This window comes from Rhodococcus sp. PML026 (genome assembly GCF_000963615.1).
Taxonomy (GTDB): domain Bacteria; phylum Actinomycetota; class Actinomycetes; order Mycobacteriales; family Mycobacteriaceae; genus Rhodococcoides; species Rhodococcoides fascians.
Genome location: NZ_KQ031376.1, coordinates 203,716 through 225,508, shown reverse-complemented (window position 1 = coordinate 225,508; position 21,793 = coordinate 203,716). Strand labels below are relative to the sequence as shown.

General features: G+C 66.8%; 1 protein-coding gene. It reads left to right on the top strand.

Translation table 11 applies throughout. From position 1 onward, the window contains the following. The first annotated feature begins 19 nt into the window (after window positions 1–19). Window positions 20–21,775, top strand: coding sequence for a non-ribosomal peptide synthase/polyketide synthase (locus tag VF34_RS20675; RefSeq protein ID WP_052062973.1), 21,756 nt, complete (start codon window positions 20–22; stop codon window positions 21,773–21,775). Window positions 21,776–21,793: the final 18 nt, after the last annotated feature.

Genomic DNA, 21,793 nt, shown 5'->3' with positions numbered 1-21,793 from the left:
GATCAGGAGGAAAAGTTAGATGGCGGTTGGACGTCGACGCGAGGCAGCATTGACGGTCGAGGACCTTCCGCGCTTGGTTCGGAGCGTCGCTGCGGTCGAACCGGACCGCGTGGCGCTCGCGCACCTCGGCACGGAGTTGACCTACGCCCGGTTGGACGAGGAGATCACCACCCTCGACATGGCCATGGGTGGGGTTCTCGGCCCGGACGCGCTGGTCCCGGTCGTGCTGTCCAACACCGTTCCCGGCCTCATCGAGGCCACCGACGGTGGTCTCGACGCCGTGGTCTCGTCGGTGGTCTCCGATGCCGCGACGGTTCTCGGTGACGACGACTCGGCGTCGAGCCCGGCCGAACCCGAGGCAACCACCCTCTACACCCTGTTCGCCGATCAGGCCGAGCGCACACCGGACGCGCCCGCGCTCGTGTTCGGCGGTGAGAGTCGGTCCTATTCCGAGTTCGCAGAGTCGGTCGAACGCCTCGCCCGGGTTCTGATCGAGCGGGGAGTCGGCCCGGATTCGACGGTGGGGCTGTCGATCCGCCGCTCGTTCGATCTGCTGGTGGGTATGTACGCCATCTCGGCAGCCGGTGGTGCCTACGTTCCGTTGGACCCCGAGCACCCGGTGGATCGACTCGCCTACGTCCTCGATACCGCGCGACCGGTTCTGGTGCTCACGACATCGGAGGACCTGCCGCAGTTGCCGGACGGCACGCAGACTCTGCTCGTCGATGCCGTCGACGTCTCCGGCGTGACTGCAGGGCGCATCACCGATGCGGACCGGCTCGGCACCCTCGGCGAAGACGACCTCGCGTACGTCATCTTCACGTCCGGTTCGACCGGGCGTCCGAAGGGCGTGGCGGTGGGCCACCGCGCGATCGTCGCCAATATTTCCTGGCGGCAGCGGGAATACACGATGACCCCGGCCGACGTCGTCTTGCAGAAGACGCCGTTCACGTTCGACGTGTCGGTCTGGGAGTTCTTCTGGCCGTTGCAGATCGGCGCGACACTGGTGATCGCCGAGCCCGACGGGCACCGCGACCCCGCCTATCTCGCCCGCGTCATCGCTGAACACGGCGTGACGGTGACCCACTTCGTACCGTCGATGCTGTCGGTCTACGTTGCCGAACCCACCGCAGCACAGGCCGATTCGCTTCGCATGGTGTTCGCCTCCGGTGAGGCGCTGCCGGCGCGAACCGTCAACGCGTTCCACGCGATCTCCGGTGCCGAGTTGCACAACCTGTACGGTCCCACCGAAGCAGCCGTCGACGTCACGTACTACCGAACCCAGCAGGTGGAGGACGGCTCGGTACCGATCGGCGCTGCCGTCGACGACACCGACCTCTACGTGCTCGACGAGGGTCTGCGGCGCTCACCCCGGGGAGTCGAGGGAGAGCTCTATCTCGCGGGCGTGCAGCTCGCTCGCGGATACCTCGGACGCACGGACCTGACGTCCGATCGATTCGTCGCCGACCCGTTCGGTGAGCCGGGGGACCGGATGTACCGCACCGGCGACCTGGTGCGCCGACGCGCCGACGGCCAGATCGAGTACATCGGCCGCACCGACTTCCAGGTCAAACTGCGAGGCCTCCGTATCGAACTCGGCGAGATCGAGCAAGCGCTGCTCGCCGAGCCGCAGGTGACCCAGGCCGCGGTGCTCGTTCACGCCGACCGATCGCAGGCCCAGTTGGGTGAGCAGCTCGTCGGCTATGTCGTGAGCACCGAACCCGATATCGATCACGACGGCCTGGCGGATGCGGTGCGCCGGCGCATGCCCGAGTACATGGTGCCGTCGGTGTTCGTCGTGCTGGACGAATTCCCGCTGAACGCCAGCGGCAAGCTGGACCGAAAAGCCTTGCCTGCGCCCGATTTCGCCTCGCTCGTACGCGAATACCGTGCCCCGGGCACCGACACCGAAACGGCCCTGGTGGCAATTTTCGAGACGGTCCTCGGGATGGACCGTATCGGCGTGGACGACGACTTCTTCGTTCTCGGCGGAAACTCGCTCAACGCCACCCGCGTGATCGCGCGAGTCAACGCGGAACTGGGCACAGCAGTGGATGTGCGGTCGTTCTTCGACGCACCGACCGTCGCCGAACTCGCCGCGGCCGTCGATGCCGCAGGCTCGACGCACGCGCGACCTCCGTTGGTGGCGCAGCAGCGGCCCGAACGTGTGCCATTGTCGCTGGCCCAGCAACGGATGTGGTTCCTCAACCGATTCGAGCCGGACTCGGCTGTCAACAACATCCCGGTCGCCATCGCGCTGAGCGGTGAACTCGATTACACCGCCCTGCAGGCGGCCTTGATCGACGTGTTGGACCGGCACGAGTCGCTGCGGACGGTCTACCCCGATCACGACGGCATCGGCTTCCAGCAAATACTCGAATCCGATGCGGTGGCAGTAAAATTGGAGCGCGCGACGGCAACCGATGCAGACGTCCCCGCCGTGCTGCTCGAGTTCGCGCTCAGGCCCTTCGATCTGGCGGTACAGCTGCCCTTCCGGGCGGTGCTTCTCGAGACGGCCGAGACCGAGCACGTGCTCGCGTTCGTGGTGCACCACATCGCGGCCGACGGATTCTCGATGGGCCCGCTGACCCGAGACGTGGTGGCCGCATACGTGGCGCGCACCAACGGGCAGCAACCACAGTGGACCCCGCTCGAGGTGCAGTACGCCGACTTCACGCTGTGGCAGAGGGCCGTCCTCGGCAGCGAGGACGATCCGGAATCTCTGATCTCGGCGCAGGAAAACTACTGGCGGCACCGACTCGGCGGCGCACCCGACCAGTTGGAGCTACCCACCGACCGTCCCCGCCCGGCGGTCGCTACGACCAACGGCGGCACGCACACGTTCGAGATCGACGCCGAACTGGTCCGCGCGCTGGAGAAGCTCGGAAGAGACCACAACGCAACGACATTCATGGTCGTGCACGCCGCGCTGGCCGTGCTGTTGGCCAAGCTCGCGGCCGCCGACGACATCAGTATCGGTACGCCGGTCGCCGGCCGTGGAGACGCGGCCCTCGACGACGTCGTCGGCATGTTCGTCAACACACTGGTGCTGCGCACCGAAGTCGATCCACGGACGTCGTTCGACGATCTGCTGCGCGAGATCCGGGAGGTGGACCTCGCTGCGTTCTCGCACGCCGACGTGCCCTTCGAGCGTCTGGTGGACGTGTTGGCCCCGGCGCGCTCGCAGGCACGCCACCCGCTGTTCCAGGTCATGTTGACGTTCCAGAACCTGGATCGAACCTCGGTCGAGCTCCCCGGCCTGACCATCGCAGCGGTCGACTACGAGGCAGACCTGGCCAAGTTCGATCTGCAGGTGACGCTGTGGGATTCGGCACCGGCCGGCTCCGAGCCCGCGGGCCTGACCGTCGCCCTGACCTATGCCGCGGACCTGTTCGACAAATCGACGATGGCTCGATTCGGAGAGCGGTTCGTTCGTGTTCTTCGTGCGATCACCGCAGCGCCCGCTGCAGCCGTCGGAGAGATCGACCTGCTCGACTCGGTCGAGCGGGAGTCGGTGCTGACGTTCGGTTCGGGACCGGCGCACGAGATCACCAGCGGAACAACGTTGGTGGGGCAGTTCGATGGTCGCGTCGAGCAGACCCCCGACGCGCAGGCCCTGGTGTTCGAGGACGTTCGGCTGACGTACGCCGAGCTCGATGCGCGCGCGAACCGCCTGGCGCGGTACCTGTTGTCGGTGGGTGTCGGGACCGATTCGACGGTCGGTCTCGCAGTCGGCCGCAGTATCGAGTTGTTCGTCGGTATGTACGCGATCGTCAAGGCCGGTGCTGCGTACGTACCCATCGATCCGGCTCAGCCGTCGGAGCGCAACGAGTACATCGTGAGCACGGCCTCGCCGGTACGGGTGCTCTCGAGCACCCGAGATCACGTCGAGTTCCCCGGCGTGGAGACGGTCGACATCGATACCGTGGACGTGTCGGAATTCTCGTCGGCGCCGGTGACCGATGCGGAGCGGACGGCACCGCTGCGGGCAGAGAACCTCGCATACGTCATCTTCACCTCGGGGTCGACGGGTCGGCCGAAGGGCGTCGGCGTATCGCACGCGGCGATCGTCAACCGGTTGTCGTGGATGCAGCACGAGTACCCCCTCGGTCCGCAGGACGTGGTGTTGCAGAAGACACCGGCTACGTTCGACGTGTCGGTGTGGGAGTTCTTCTGGGCCTTCCAGGTCGGCGCATCGGTGGTCGTCGCGGTTCCCGAGGGTCATCGGGATCCGTCGTACCTGCTCGATGTCATTGCACGCGAACATGTCTCGGTAGTGCACTTCGTGCCGTCGATGATGTCGGTGTTCACACCGGAGGCGCTGCGTAGGCCCGACGCGGGAGCGTCGCTGCGTACGGCGTTCGCCTCGGGGGAGGCGCTTGCGCCTGCTACTGCACAGTCGCTGCGCCGCGCACTCCCACAGGTGTCGGTGCACAACCTGTACGGCCCGACCGAAGCTGCTGTCGACGTGACCTATCACGCGGTCTCCGACGCGGACACAGCCGTGGTGCCGATCGGTTCACCGGTGTGGAACACCGATGTGCGCGTTCTGGATTCGTCGTTGCGGCCGGTTCCGGTCGGGGTGTCGGGAGAGCTCTATCTCTCGGGTGTCCAGCTCGCCAGGGGATACGTGAGCCGACCCGATCTGACCGCGGATCGCTTCGTTGCCGATCCGTTCGCGGTCGACGGAGCGCGGATGTACCGAACCGGCGACGTGGTGCGGTGGCTGCCCGCCGGTGAGTTGGAGTACGTGGGCCGGTCCGACTTCCAGGTGAAGTTGCGTGGTCTCCGTATCGAACTCGGCGAAATCGAATCGGCTCTGTTGGATCTTCCCGAGATCGCTCAGGCCGTGGTGCTCGTGCGACGAGAACAACTGGTTGCCTACGTCGTCCCCACCGAAGGCCCGGTCGATCTGGACCGGGTACGCACCGCGCTACGTGGACGTCTGGCCGAGTACATGGTGCCGACCACCGTCGTGGAATTGGCCGAGTTCCCTCTCGGCGGAAGTGGCAAGCTCGATCGAAAAGCGCTGCCCGATCCGGAATTCGAGGCAACGCCCTACCGAGCACCGTCCGATCCGGTCGAAGAGATCGTCGCGAACGTGTTCGGCGCGGTCCTCGGACTCGACCGAGTCGGTGTGGACGACGACTTCTTCGCGCTCGGCGGCAATTCGCTCGTCGCCACTCAGGTCGCCGCACGGCTCGGTGCCGAGCTGGGCACGACGGTGCCCGTCCGAACGATGTTCGAGGCAGGCACGGTGGCAGCCTTGGCTGCTGCGTTGGAAAGCCACGTCGGCCACGGAGTCTCCGCGCCTCTGGTGCCGCAGGAACGCCCCGAACGAATTCCTCTCTCTCTCGCCCAGCAGCGGATGTGGTTCCTCAACCGATTCGAGCCCGAATCGGCGGTCAACAACATCCCCGTGGCGATCCGGCTCACCGGAGCACTCGACACTGCGGCCCTGAACGCAGCGGTCGTCGACGTTCTCGACCGGCACGAAGCACTCCGCACCGTCTACCCGAGTGTGGACGGAGCGGGGCATCAGGTGATCCTGCCTGCCGAATCGGTGGCACCGGACCTGACACCCACCACACCGTCCGCCGACGGTGCGGTGGCCGACCTGATCGCGTTCGCCTCCGAAGGATTCGACGTCACCCAGTCGATTCCCCTGCGCGCGAAACTGTTCCAGGTCACCGACGACGAGTACGTGCTGGTCGTCGTGGTTCATCACATCAGCGCAGACGGGTGGTCCATGGGACCGCTGACCCGCGACGTGATGACGGCTTACCTCGCTCGTGTGGCCGGCGACGCTCCGCAGTGGACGCCGCTGGCGGTGCAGTACGCCGACTTCGCGCTGTGGCAGCGCGCCGTGCTCGGCGACGACGCGGATCCGAGCAGCCTGATGGCAGCACAGGCGGACTACTGGCGTTCGGCCCTGGCGGACCTGCCCAGTGAGCTGACCCTGCCGTACGACCGGCCGCGTCCTGCGGTGCAGTCGTACTCGGGCGGGCGGTTCCAGTTCGACATCGATGCGGATCTGCGTGCCTCGCTCGACGATCTGGCCCGGTCGACCGGAACCACCCTGTTCATGGTGCTCCACGGTGCTCTCGCGCTGTTCCTGGCTCGCATGTCCACCTCGGACGACGTTGCGGTGGGTACCGCCGTCGCAGGCCGCGGCGAGGCCGTCCTGGACGACGTGATCGGCATGTTCGTCAACACCCTGGTGCTCCGCACCTCGGTCGATCGAAGCAAGGGATTCACCGACCTCCTCGGCCACGTCCGGGACGTCGACCTCGATGCATTCGCACACGCGGACATCCCCTTCGAGCGGCTCGTCGATCTGCTCGAACCCGAGCGAACGACGGCCAGGCACCCGCTGTTCCAGGTGGCGATCGCGTTCGAGAACCTGCCGCCGAGCGAATTCCACCTTCCCGATCTGACGGTCTCGGCGGTCGACGTCGAGGTCGACACCGCCAAGTTCGACCTGTCGCTGACGCTGCACGAGAAGGCCGACGGCACCGGTCTGTCCGCCGGTTTCCTCTACGCGCGAGACCTGTTCGACGAGAACACGATCGAGGTGTTCTCGCGACGTTTCCGCTGGCTGCTCGAAGCGATCGTGGCGACACCGAACACCCCGGTGGGCGATCTGTCCATCCTCTACGACGACGAATACGACCGGCTCACCCACGTCCACGGTGACGACGTGTTGGCCGGCGGCACTCTGGCCGAGATCTTCGCTGCCGGAGCCGCACTCGACCCGTCGGCGACCGCGATTCGCTACGAGGGCCGCTCGATCTCGTACGCCGAACTCGATGCGACGTCCTCGCAGCTCGCCCGGGTGCTCATCGAGCGCGGGGCCGGCCCCGAATCCGTTGTGGCTCTGGGGTTCCAACGCTCCTACTTCATGGTGCTCGCGGTCTGGGCAGTGGCGAAATCGGGGGCCGCGCACCTACCCGTCGACCCGACGTATCCGCAGGATCGCGTCGCCCACATGGTCTCGGACTCCGAGGCCCTACTGGGCCTGACCACCCGGGCACACTCGGATCGGCTCGCCGGCGGACAGCAGGACCTGGCCTGGCTGAGCGTCGACGACGACGAGTTCGTGGCCGAGGTCCGCACCCGCTCTGACGAGCCGGTCACCGACGCCGACCGCCTGCGACCCGTCACGTTCCAGAACCCCGCCTACGTCATCTACACCTCGGGCTCGACGGGCAAGCCGAAGGGCGTCGTCGTCACGCACGCCGGACTCGGCGGCGTCCTCGACGCAGCAACCGATCTCTATCACCTGAAACCGGCCTCGCGGTTCCTCCACGTCTGCTCGCCGAACTTCGATCCGTCGGTTCTGGAGTGGATGGCGGCGTTCTCCGTCGGCGCGACGTTGGTGGTGGTACCGGCATCGATTCTCGGCGGCACCGAACTGGCCGAATTGTTGAAGGCGGAGAGGGTCACTCACACGATCATCACGCCCGCGGTGCTCGGCACGATGGATCCCCACGGGATCGATTCGCTCGAGGTGCTCTCGGTGGGCGGCGACGTGACCACTCCCGAACTCCTCGCCCGGTGGGCAGGGGACCGGAAGTACTTCAACGGGTACGGACCGACCGAGACCACGATCATCTCGAGCTTCGCCGAGTTGACGCCCGGCGAGCCGATCACCATCGGTCGACCGATTCACGGCATGTCCGTGCTCATCCTCGATTCCAGGCTCGAACCGGTTCCGACCGGTGTCGCGGGTGACCTGTATCTGTCGGGCGGTGCGCTCGCTCGCGGCTATCTCGGTAGGCCGAGTCTGTCCTCCGAGCGCTTCGTGGCCAATCCGTACGGCATCGACGGCGCACGGATGTACCGCACCGGCGACGTCGTGCGATGGACGGACGACCTGCAGCTGCAGTTCGTCGGCCGCACCGACTTCCAGGTCAAGGTGCGCGGGTTCCGTATCGAGCTCGGCGAGATCGACTCCGCGCTCACCGCTGTTCCCGAGGTCGACTTCGCCGTCACACTCGGACACGAACTGCCCTCGGGTGTCACCACTCTCGTGTCCTACGTGTTGCCGGCGCGTGGTTCGGTCGTCGACGTCGACGAGCTGACCGCCTTCGTCGGAAAATCATTGCCCGCCTACATGATCCCGTCGTCGATCATCGTTCTCGACACCGTTCCACTGACCCCGGTGGGCAAGTTGGATCGCGCCGCGCTTCCCGCACCCGTGTTCGAGGCCCGGGAATTCCGCGCACCCACCACCGCGGTCGAAGAGATCGTCGCCGGAGTGTTCGCCGACGTCCTGCACCTCGAGCGAGTGGGACTGGACGACGACTTCTTCGCCCTGGGCGGTAACTCGTTGATCGCCACCCAGGTGGTCTCGCGGCTCGGCGCGGCCCTGGACACGGTGGTCCCGGTGCGGGCGCTGTTCGAGAGCTCGACCGTGGCCGCACTGGTGGCGCACGTGGAGAGCGCTGTCGGTTCGGGGGGACGAGCTGCACTCGTGGCGGGTCCGCGTCCCGAGCACCCGCCGCTCTCGCCTGCGCAGCAGCGGTACTGGTTCCTCAACCAGTTCGACACGACGTCGTCGGTGGACAACATTCCGTTCGCCGTGCGGTTGTCGGGTGAGCTCGACGTCGCTGCGCTGCAGTCGGCGGTGCGCGATGTCGTCGAGCGCCACGAGTCTCTTCGTACCCGGTACCCGGACTCGGCACAGGGCCCATTCCAGCAGGTGTTGTCGGCGTCCGAGGTACCGATGGACCTCGCCGTGCGAGACGTGGCCGGTGCGAACGTCGTTGCCGCCGTGACCGAGTTCTTTGCGCGGGGCTTCGACGTCACCGCCGAGGTGCCGGTCGACGCGCGCGTGTTCCGCGTCGACGAGAACGAGTACGTCCTGGCCTTCGTCGTCCACCACGTGTCGGCCGACGGCGCGTCGATGGGCCCGCTGGCCGTCGACGTCATGACCGCATACACCGCGAGATCTGCAGGGACGGCTCCGGACTGGGAGCCACTCGAGGTGCAGTACGTCGACTTCGCGCTGTGGCAGCGAACCGTACTCGGCACCGAATCGGATCCCGATTCGGTTGCAGCGCAGCAGGTGTCGTTCTGGAAGGATACGCTCGCCGAGCTGCCGGATCAGCTGGTGCTGCCCACCGATCGCCCGCGCCCGCCTGCGCAGAGTTTCCGTGGCGATGCCGTGCGGTTCACCGTCGACGCCGGCACGCACGCTGCTCTCGCCGAACTCGGACGTACCGAGCAGGCAACGTTGTTCATGGTGGTGCACTCGGCATTCGCCGTGTTGCTCGCACGCCTGTCCGGTTCCGAGGACATCGCGGTCGGAACGCCCATCGCCGGCCGCGGTGAGCGGGCTCTGGACTCGATGATCGGTATGTTCGTCAACACCCTGGTCTTCCGGTCGTCGGTCGAATCGTCGATGACCTTCCGCCAGTTGCTCGCTCAGGCCCGAGAGCGGGACCTGGCCGCGTTCGCGCACTCCGACGTTCCGTTCGAGCGTCTCGTGGAGGTGCTGAACCCGGTGCGGTCGACGGCACGCAACCCGTTGTTCCAGGTAGGACTGTCCTTCCAGAACCTTGCCGAGTCGACGTTCGAGCTGCCGGGTCTGACGGTGAGTGCCGTCGAGGCGGATGCGGTGACCGCGAAAACCGATCTGCAACTGTCGATCTCGGATCGCTACGCCCCGGACGGCTCGCCCGCGGAACTGTCGGCCGAATTCAGTTATGCCACCGATCTTTTCGGTCGCGCGACGGTCGAAGGTTTTGCCGACCGGTTCGTTCGCCTCCTCGCTGCCGTGGCCGAGGACCCGTCGGCCGTCGTCGGCGATCTCGAGCTGCTCTCGCCCGAGGAACGCACCCGAATCGTCCGCACGTGGAACGACACCGATCACGATGTCGATGCATCGCAGACGCTGGTATCGCTGTTCGATCGACAGGTGCAGGCGCAGCCCGACGCGGTCGCGGTGGTCCATGCCGGTCAGTCACTGTCGTACGGCGAGTTCGATCGTCGAATCAACCGGTTGGCCCGCGTCCTGATCGGTGCCGGTGTCGGCCCGCAGGTGACGGTTGCTCTGGCGATCAGGCGCTCGGTGGATCTGCTCGTCGCGATGTATGCCGTCGCCAAGGCGGGCGGGGCGTACGTGCCCATCGATCCGGATCAGCCGGCGGACCGCAATGCCTACATCCTGGAGGTAGCTGCTCCCGCTCTGGTCCTGAGTACTGCGCGGGACGGTGTCGATGTCGACTCGGTTCCGGTGCTGTTGGTCGACACCGATCCGCGAGTGCTCGACGCAGAGGTCTCGGACGCGCCCGTCACCGACAGTGAGCGCACCTCGCCGCTGCGGCCTGCGAACACCGCGTACGTCATCTTCACGTCCGGATCCACCGGCCGCCCCAAGGGTGTCGCGGTGAGTCATGCCGCCATCGTCAATCAGCTACTGTGGCAGAGCGCCCATTACGGACTGGGCAGCACCGACCGAGTACTGCTCAAGACCGCGGCCACCTTCGATCTGTCCGTGTGGGAGTTCTGGGTCGCCACCGTCTCCGGTGGTGCGATCGTCGTGGCCGACGCCGAGGGCCACCGCGATCCCGCCTACCTCGTCGATCTGATGAACCGGGAATCGGTGACGACACTGCACACCGTGCCGTCCGTGCTCGACGCGCTGGTCACGGCGTCGGCGGGCACCCTGCCCGAACCCCTGACGCGGATCCTGGCGATCGGCGAAGCACTGCCGGTCGCCACGGCCGAGCGCGCGCTGCGCAGTTCGGCTGCGCGACTGGACAACCTGTACGGACCGACCGAGGCCGCGGTTTCGGTGACTTCGCATCGGGTGACGACCGTCGACGGCACCACGGTTCCGATCGGTGGCCCGGAGTGGAACACCCGTGTCTACGTGCTGGATTCGCGTCTGGCTCCCGTTCCGGTCGGCGTCGCAGGTGAGCTCTACCTCGCGGGTGCGCAGCTGGCCGACGGGTACTTCGCGCGGCCGGATCTGAGCGCCGAGCGATTCGTCGCGGACCCGTTCACCCACGGCGGCCGTCTGTACCGCACCGGTGACCTCGTATCCTGGCGCGCCGACGGCGAACTGGAGTACGTCGGGCGCACCGACTTCCAGGTGAAGATTCGCGGTTTCCGTATCGAGCTCGGCGACATCGATGCCGCTCTCGGATCGCTCGACGAGATTCGCGACGTCGCCGTGATCGCACTCGCGGACACGGGATCAGGCGCGCGGCTCGTGGCCTATCTCGTGCCCGCCGATGGGGTGACGCTGGATCAGGACGGCATCCGTCGTGCACTCGTCGAACGTCTGCCGTCGTACATGATCCCGGCGGCCTTCGTCGTGCTCGAGGCTCTTCCTCGCGGCGTCAACGGAAAGCTGGATCGACAGGCGCTCCCCGAACCGCAGTTCGAGACAGCCGAATTCCGCGCGCCGACCAATCCGGTGGAAGAGGCCGTCGCGGCGATCTTCGCCGAGGTGCTCGCTGTCGAGCGCGTGGGTCTGGACGACGACTTCTTCGCACTCGGCGGTAACTCGCTCATCGCTACCCAGGTGGTCTCCCGGCTGGGGGCGGCGCTCGATACTCAGGTGCCGGTCCGCTCGATCTTCGAGTCTCCGACGGTGCAGTCGCTCGCACGTGCGATCGAGTCCGAGGTGGGTACCGGTGCGCGCCGGGCACTGACGGCTCGGACGCGACCGGACTCGGTGCCGCTGTCGATGGCCCAGCAGCGCATGTGGTTCCTGAGCCAATTCGATCCGACCTCCGCCGTGAACAACATCCCGGTCGCAATTCGGTTGTCCGGCAGTGTCGATGTCGATGCACTCACCAGCGCGGTGTATGACGTACTGGCTCGGCACGAGATTCTGCGCACCGTGTACCCGGAGGTCGACGGACGAGGCCATCAGGTGGTGCTCGGTACCGCGGAGGCCGGCGTGACGGTTGTCGTCGACGACGTCGACGAGAGTTCGATCGAGCAGGCCCTGCGCGACTTCGTGTCCGCGGGATTCGACGTGACCCGAGCTGTTCCGGTCCGAATCCGGATCCTGCGGGTCAGCGAGACCGAGCACGTACTGGCCTTCGTCGCCCACCACATCGCCGCGGACGGGTTCTCGATGGGACCCCTGACGCGCGACGTCATGGTGGCCTACACCGCCCGTGCCGCGGGGGAGAACCCGCAGTGGGCACCACTTCCGGTGCAGTACGCGGACTACGCGTTGTGGCAACGCGAGGTACTCGGTTCCGAGGACGACCCCGATTCGCCGTTGGCGAAGCAGCTCGCCTACTGGACGACGGCTCTGGCCGGTGCCCCGGCACAGCTCGACCTCGCGACCGACCGGCCGCGTCCGGCGGTGGCGTCGTATCGCGGTGCGGCATACAACTTCTCGATCGACGAGGCTCTGCAGTCGAACATCGCTCGCGCGGCCCGCGCCAACAACGCCACGAACTTCATGGTGGTCCACACCGCGCTCGCGGTGCTCCTCGGCGCGATGGCGGGTACCGACGACGTGACGATCGGAACCCCGGTCGCCGGCCGCGGTGACGCCGATCTGGACGAGCTCGTCGGCATGTTCGTCAACACGCTCGCCCTGCGTACCGCGGTGCACCCCGCGGCAACGTTGCGCGAGCAACTCGCCGCAGTTCGCGAGGCCGACCTGGGAGCCTTCGGGCACGCCGACGTGCCGTTCGAGCGGCTCGTCGACGAGCTGGCCCCGGACCGATCACAGGCTCGCCACCCGATCTTCCAGGTCATGCTGACGTTCCAGAACCTGAACCGCCAGACGTTGGCCCTGCCGGGGTTGAGTGTCGAGGGCATCGATCTGGGTAGCGCGTTCGCGAAATTCGACCTGCAGGTGACGCTCTGGGAGAACACGGACGACCGCGGTGCTCCCGCCGGAATCGACGTGCAGTTCGACTACGCCACAGATCTATTCGAAGAATCCAGCATGGCCTCCCTCGGGCGACGGCTCGTCCGGGTACTGCACGCGCTGACCGACACACCGGACGGGGTCGTCGGCGACATCGACATCCTCGAGGAGGGCGAACGTACCCGCGTCCTCGAGGATTGGAACGCCACCGCGCAGGAGGTGGATCCCGGCGCAACTCTGGTGTCGCTGTTCGAGACCCGAGTTGTCGAGTCCCCGGACAACACCGCCACGAGCTTCCTCGACGATCGGGTGACGTACCGCGAATTCTCCGAACGGGTCAACGCGCTCGCGCGTCTGCTCATCGCCGAGGGAGTCGGCCCGGAAACCGTGGTGGCGACGGCCATGCGCCGCTCCATCGACATGCTGACGGGTATCTACGCCGTGCTCGCCGCCGGTGGTGCCTACGTTCCGGTCGACCCGGATCTACCGGCCGAACGAATCGGCTACATCCTGGACACGGCGGCACCGGTGGTGCTGCTCACGACCGAGCGCGACGGTACAGATCTCGTGACCGACGCCGCCAGAATCCTGGTCGACACCGTCGACACGACAGGTCTGTCCACGGCACCGGTGACCGATGCCGAGCGAACCGCACCATTGCGACCGGCGGACACCGCGTACGTCATCTTCACCTCCGGCTCCACCGGTCGCCCCAAAGGCGTTGCGGTCAGCCACGAGGCCATCGTCAACCGTCTGCTGTGGATGCAGGCCGAATACCGTCTCACCGAGCAGGACAAGGTGTTGCAGAAGACGCCGGTCACGTTCGACGTGTCGGTGTGGGAGCTGTTCTGGCCGTTGCAGATCGGTGCCGAACTCGTCATCGCGGTGCCCGACGGCCATCGAGATCCGGCATATCTGGTGCGCACCGTTGCCGAACGCGGCGTCACGGTCGCGCACTTCGTGCCGTCGTTGCTGGCCGTGTTCGCCGCCGCGGACGGCGTGTCGAACTGCACCGGCCTGCGTGCGGTGTTCGCCTCCGGTGAGGCATTGCCTGCATCGGTTGCCTCGGCCCTGCGCACTGCTCTGCCCGCAACCGAGCTGCACAACCTGTACGGCCCGACCGAGGCCGCTGTCGACGTCACCTATCACCATGTCCTGCCGTCGGACACCGTGTCGGTTCCCATCGGCGCACCGGTGTGGAACACGAGGGTGACCGTGCTCGACGCGCGACTGCACCCCGTTCCCGTCGGGGTGCCCGGGGAGCTGTATCTCGCCGGGCGTCAACTGGCCCGCGGATACCTCGGCCGCCCGGACCTGACTGCCGACAGGTTCGTCGCCGACCCGCACGGCAGTGCCGGCTCGCGGATGTATCGCACCGGAGACCTGGTGCGCTGGAGGCGCGACGGTGAACTCGAGTACCTCGGCCGCACCGACTTCCAGGTCAAACTCCGAGGCCTGCGGATCGAGCTCGGCGAAATCGAAGCTGCGTTGACTGCAGATCCGTCGGTCGACCAAGCCGTCGTTCTCGTGCGCCGGACGCCGTCGGCAGGTGAACTACTGGTCGGCTACGTCGTTCCTGTCGCCGGGGAGACTATCGACTCCACAGCGGTCACCGCCTCGGTTGCGAACCTTGTTCCCGAATACATGGTTCCGGCCGGGCTCATCGTGCTCGATGCCCTGCCACTCGGGCCGAACGGCAAGCTGGACCGCAGAGCACTACCCGAACCGGAATTCGGCAGCGATGCCGAATTCCGTACCGCGACAACCGACACCGAACGCATCATTGCCGAGGTCTTCGCAGACGTCCTCGGCCTCGACGCCGTCGGGGTCGACGATTCGTTCTTCGCGCTCGGCGGCGACAGCATCGTCTCGATTCAGCTCGTCTCTCGCGCCAAGGCCAGGGGAATTCAGTTCGGGCCGCGAGATGTGTTCGAGCGCAAGACCGTTGCCGGTCTCGCCGAGGTCGCCGTGATCGTCGGTGAGGGCAGCGACGCGGTCGTGCTCGAGGAACTCGACGGCGGCGGTGTCGGTTGGCTGCCGCTACCCCCGTTCGGTGTAGCGATGATCGAGCGCGGCGGCGGGTGGTCACGCTTCCATCAGGCCGTCACACTGGAGCTGCCGCTCGGTATCGACCGAGCCGGGATTCTCGCCACGGTGACCGCAGTGGTCGATCGACACGACGTGCTGCGGTCGACCCTGGTGCACGACGACCGCGGCTGGGGTCTCGATGTTGCGGGCGCCGGTACCGTCGACGTGGATACACTGCTCACCCGGGCCGATACCGATTCGGCTGCAACAGTATTCGACGATGCGGTGGGAACGCTCGACCCCACGGCCGGTCGCATGCTCGCCCTCGTCTGGGTCGATCGAGGACCCGAGGTGCCGGGCACGCTGACCGTGGCGGCGCACCACCTCGTGATCGACGGAGTGTCGTGGCGAATCCTGGTCCCCGACTTCGTCTCCGCCTGGGCTCAGGTGTCGGGGGGAGTGACCCCGACCCTCCCCGAGGTCGGGACCTCGATGCGGCGTTGGACCCATGCACTGGTCGACGCGGCAGCGAGCGAGGCGCGGCTGGCCGAATTGCCGCTGTGGCGTTCGATCGCCGACACCGAGGACCCCGTGCTGGGCAACCGCCCATTCGATCCCGCGGTCGATGTCGTGGCGACGCTCGAACGGGTGAACATCGAACTGACACCCGACGTCACGCGCACCTTGCTGACCACCGTTCCGGAGATCTTCCGCGGCGGAGTGGGCGACGGGTTGCTGGCCGGGCTCGCTCTGGCCGTCACGAGACTGCGGTCCGAGCGCGGCATCACTGCACCGGCAACACTGGTGCAGCTCGAAGGCCACGGCCGCGAGGAAGCGGTGGTTCCCGGAGCTGATCTGGGACGTACCGTCGGCTGGCTGACCAGCCTGTTCCCCGTTCGCCTCGACCTGACCGGGATCGACGTCGATGCTGCGTTCGCGGGAGGGTCGCAGCTCGGCGATGCAGTGAAGGCAGTCAAGGAGCAGATGCTGGCGCTGCCCGATCGAGGCATGGGCTGGGGACTGCTCCGCTACCTGAACTCGGAGACCGCTGCGGAACTGGCCGAACTCGGCACCGGACAGATCAGCTTCAACTACCTGGGCCGGGTCGACGCCGGCGAGGTCCCGGACGAGATGAAGTCGCTCGGCTGGTTGCCGGCCGCCGACGGTGAGCTCTCCGCGCCCGGTGACGCCGACATGGCCGCGAACAAGACCGTCGACATCAACGCGATCGTGCTCGACACCGACGAGGGCGGGGTCCTGAGCGCCAGCTTCGCGTTCCCGACCGGAGCCGTGTCCGCGGACACGGTCGAGCGTCTCGCCGGGCTGTGGTCCGAGGCGTTGACGGCGCTGGCCTCGTACGCCGAGGTACCCGGCTCGGGCGGCCTGACCCCGTCGGACGTGCCTCTGGTGGCGCTGTCGCAGGCCGACATCGCGTCGTTCGAGGCGCGTTACCCACAGCTGACCGACATCTGGTCGCTGTCACCGTTGCAGCAAGGACTGCTGTTCCACGCGTTGTTCGCCGACGCGTCGATCGACGTCTACACCATGCAGGTCGTACTCGACCTGGCCGGCGAGGTGGACGCCGAACGGTTGCATCACGCTGCCCAGACACTGCTGGACCGGTACGACAATCTGCGTACCTCGTTCACCGCGACCGCAGACGGCGAGACGGTGCAAATCGTCCATCAGGACGTCGTGTTGCCCTGGACCACGATGGACCTGTCGCACCTCGACGAGCCGGAACGTGGCACAGCAGTCGCCGATGCCCTGGCGGCCGAGCAACGACGGCATTTCGACGTCTCCACTGCACCGCTGCTGCGTTTCGTCCTCGTGCGAATCACCCCGACCACCTACAAGCTCGCGATGACCAACCATCACGTGCTCCTCGACGGGTGGTCTCTGCCGCTGGTGATGAAGGAACTGTTGTACCTGTACGCCGCTCGTGGTTCCACCTCGTCGATGCCGAGGGTTCGCTCGTATCGCTCCTACCTGGCATGGCTGAACCGACAGGACCCGGCCGTGTCTCTCGGTGCGTGGACCACCGCGCTGGCCGGAGTCGAGGAGCCGACGTTCGTCGCACCGCCGAGTGTCGGACGAGAGATCTCCGCCCGCTCGGCAGAGACGGAGCGATTCGTCGATCCCGAGACCACCGCGTCGCTCGTGGCGCTCGGCGGCAGGCTCGGCGTCACCGTCAACACGCTGGTGCAAGCGGCCTACGGCCTGCTGATCGCACACATCACCGGCCGCACCGATGTCGTGTTCGGTGCCACGGTCTCCGGCCGTCCCGCTGCTCTTCCAGGCGTCGAGTCGATGATCGGCCTGTTCATCAACACCATCCCGGTGCGCGTTCGATTCGATCCGGCCGACACTGTCGAGAACTACCTGGTCCGGATTCAGGGAGAACAAGCAGACCTGCTCGACCACCATCACATGGGACTCGTCGACATCCAACGGGCGATCGGAATGGGGAATCTGTTCGACACCCTCACCATCTTCGAGTCCTACCCGGTGGACGAAGCCGAGCTGACGCAGCAGGCAGCAGCGATCGACGGAATGACCGTCGAGTCGGTGAGCTCGAACGACAACACTCACTACCCACTGACGTTGTTGGTCGTGGCCGAGGATCGCATCTCGTTCACGCTCAAGTACATCAGCGATCTGTTCGACGCTGCGTACGTCGAATCGATCCTGTCCCGTCTCGTCGGTGTTCTCGAAACCTTCGTCTCCGACACCACGACGGCGGTCGGCGATATCGATCTGCTCGGCTCGGAAGAACGAACCCGCGTGATCGACACCTGGAACGACACCGCGCACGAGGTCGACGCGGGCATCATGCTGACCGCGCCGTTCCGGGCTCGGGTTGCGGAGAACCCGGACGCCACGGCCGTGCTGTACGAGGGCGCCGCAGTGACCTACGCCGAGTTCTCGGAGCGGGTCAATCGTCTTGCCCGACACCTGATTTCGCTCGGCGTCGGCCCGCAGTCACTCGTCGCTCTCGGCATGAGGCGAGGCATCGACCTGATGGTCGGCATGTATGCCGTCCTCGAAGCCGGCGGCGCCTACGTACCCATCGATCCGGACCACCCGACCGAGCGCATCGAGTACATCCTCGACACCGCGGTGCCCGTCGCCGTTCTCTCGACCAGCCACGATCGGACGGGACTGCCGGAACGGTTCCCGATTCTCGAACTGGACACCCTCGATCTCTCGTACTACCCGGCAGTCGCCGTGGCAGACGCCGACCGACTGGCACCGGTACGCCCGGAGAACACCGCCTACGTCATCTTCACGTCCGGCTCGACCGGGCGGCCCAAGGGCGTCGCGGTGCCGCACCGCGCGATCGTCAACGAGATGGCGTGGATGATCGACCAGTACTCGCTCGACGAGAACGACGTCTACCTGCAGAAGACGGCGACGACGTTCGACGTGTCGCTGTGGGGCTTCTTCCTCCCACTGCAGGTCGGTGCGAGCGTCGTCCTCGCCACCCCCGACGGCCACCGCGACCCGGCGTACGTCGCGGAGCGCATCGCCCGGCACGGCGTCACCGTCACGGACTTCGTGCCGTCGATGCTCACGGTGTTCGCCGCGTACGCCACCGAGGAGCAGTGCCGGTCCCTGCGACACGTCTATGTGGTGGGTGAGGCACTGCCCCCGGAGACGGTGACGGATTTCCGTGCGATCACCTCTGCCGGGATCCACAACCTGTACGGCCCCACCGAAGCCGCAGTGACGGTGACCTATTGGGAGACGTCCACCGAGGAGGGCGCGACCGTCCCCATCGGAGCGCCGGAATGGAACACCCAGGCCTACGTTCTGGACAGCAGGCTGCATCCGGTTGCCGCAGGGACCGCGGGTGAGCTGTATCTGGCCGGAACGCAGCTCGCCGACGGATACCTCGGGCGCGTCGACCTGACGATGGACCGCTTCGTCGCGAACCCGTTCTCGGCTGCCGGCGAGCGCATGTATCGCACCGGAGACCTCGTCCGATGGCGATCGGGGCCGGGCGCTGCAGGCGTCCTGGAGTACATCGGCCGCACCGATTTCCAGGTCAAGTTCCGTGGCCAGCGGATCGAGCTCGGTGAGATCGAGACCGCACTGTTGGCCCATCCCGACGTCAACCAGGCCACGGCCGTGGTGGCGACCACCGGTGCCGGCGACCAGCTCGTCGGATACGTGGTGCCTGCGCCGGGTAGAACGCTGGACCCGGCCGAGGTACGCACCTTCGTCGGCGGCGCTCTGCCGAAGTACATGGTGCCGGCAACGGTGATGGTGCTCGCGGAATTCCCGCTGAACACCAGCGGCAAGCTGGATCGAAAAGCACTGCCGGAGCCGGTGTTCGAGGTTCGCGAGTTCCGCGCTCCCGCAACGCCGGTCGAGGAGATCGTGGCGGAGATCTACGCGGAGCTGCTCGGCGTGCAGCGGGTCGGATCGGACGACGACTTCTTCGATCTCGGTGGTAACTCGCTGATCGCCACAAGAGTGGCGGCACGGGTGTCGGCTGCGCTCGGGAAGAAGGTCGGTGTCCGAGACCTGTTCGAGGCCTCGACGGTCTCGGCACTCGCAGCGCGCGCCGAATCACGCATCGACGACGCGAACGATATGCCGCTGCGTCGCCGACCGGCCGGACAGACCGTTCCGTTGTCGCTCGCGCAACAGCGCATGTGGGTACTGAACCGACTCGACCCCGAGTCCGGGGCATACAACATGCCGCTGGCGCTCCGTCTGCGCGGCGAGCTGGATGTCGCGGCACTGCAGAGCGCCGTGTCCAGCACCGTGGAACGCCACGAGGCGCTGCGCACGCGCTACCCGGAAGATGCGAACGGTTCGCCGTACCAGGAGTTCGTCGACGCCGGATCGGTCGTACCCGATCTGACTCCCATCGACGCGACCGACGACTCCGACACCGCCGAACGGATTCGCGCACTCGTCTACGAGGGCTTCGACGTCACCGTCGCACCCCCGGTCCGGGGAGCACTGTTCCGCTTCGGCCCGGACGAGTACGTCTTCGTCATCGTGATGCACCACATCAGCGGAGACGGCGCATCGATGGCACCACTGGCCCGTGACGTCATGACTGCGTACCTCGCTGCCGCGTCGGGGACCGACTACACGCCCGAACCGCTGACGGTGCAGTACGCGGACTTTGCGGTATGGCAGCGGCAGGTGTTGGGCTCGGACAGCGACCCCACGTCGATTCTGTCGCAGCAGTTGGCCTTCTGGGCGGACGAGCTCAGCGGGATCACCCCGGTCGTGTCGTTGCCGTGGGATCGGCCGCGAGCGGCTACCGCGAACCTGCGTGGAGCCAGTGTGAGTGTCGAGCTGGACGAGTCGGTACACACCGGGCTCGCCGCGATCGCGCGCGAGAACAACGCGACTCTGTTCATGGTGTTGCACGCGGTCCTCGGGGTGCTGTTGTCGCGGATGAGCGGCTCCCGCAGCTTCGCCGTCGGCACGCCCATCGCCGGGCGCGGGCACGAGGCGCTCGACGGACTGGTGGGCATGTTCGTCAACACGTTGGCGCTGCGCACGGACGTGGACCCGGATGCGACGTTCGCAGAGCTGCTGACCGCTCTACGCGAGACCGACCTGCGGGCCTTCGCGAATTCGGACGTCCCGTTCGAGCGGGTCGTCGACACCATCGCACCGGACCGGAACGCCGGGTACACCCCGCTGTTCCAGACGGTCCTGTCGGTGGAGCCCCACGGCGAGGCGCGCTTCGAGCTGCCGAACCTGGTGGTCGAACCCGTCAGCGGCTTCGAGCCGACGGCGAAATTCGACCTGCAGGTCACGGTGGAGACCCAGCACGCCGACGGGAACAGCGGCACCGGAACCCTGAACGTCGAATGGGTGTATGCCGCCGATCTGTTCGACGAGTCCACGGTCGCGTCGCTGGCGGAGCGATTCGCACGCATCGCCGGTGCTGTGGCGGCAACACCAGCGGTCGTCGTCGGCGACATCGACGTGCTCGACGCCGCCGAGCGGGCGGCACTGACCGAGACCCCGCAGACCGCTGACTCCACTGCGGCACCGGTTCGGTCGGACCTGACCCTGCCGCAGGTACTCACCTCGACGGTGGACGCAGATCCCGACGCGCCCGCGTTGTCGTCGGACGGTGTCGAGACCACCTACCGTCAGCTCGACGAACAGTCCTCACGGATGGCTCGGGTACTGATCGAACGTGGCGTCCGAACCGGAGTCGTCGTCGCCGTCTTCGTCACCGACGCTGTTGCGGCAGCCGTGACGCAGTGGGCGGTGGCCAAGGCAGGCGGAGCTGTGGCTCCGATCGCCCCGTCGAACTCTTCGGACGCTCTGGAGCGGGCAGGCGCGTCCGTCCTCGTCCTGGACGGTGACGACGCGCCGAGCTGGGCCGGGTCCGTCACGACCATCCACCTCGGGCATCCGGACGTCGTCGACGCCATTGCCGCGAGTTCTGGGCGGCCGGTGACGTATTCGGACAGAACGGCGGTTCTGGGACCCGACAGCCCAGCGTTGGTCGTGGTCGAAAACGGCACTGCGATCGACCACGGAACACTCGCAGCACTGGCGACGAGCGCAGTGGCGGAGTGGGCCGTGGCCTTCGATTCGCGGCTGGCCGTCCCCACCCGGTTCGATTCCGGTGCAGCAGTTCTGGCCGGTGTGGTCGCCGTGACGGCAGGTGCAGCCCTGGTGACCGATCGGGCGGAGTCCGCCGAGGACGCCGCCGATATCGTGTCCGCAGAATGGGTCACCCATGCGTTCCTTGCCTCAGCAGACATCGCCGCGGTCGATCGACTGCAACCCGAGGACATCGAGGACCTCGTTGCGATCGTGTCGGTCGACGGTGACGGTGCCGAGATGAGCGGTGTCGACATTCCGGTGCATCGTCTGCCCGGGTCGATAGGAACCGCCGCCCGATAAGGTGAGGCGAACTGCAAC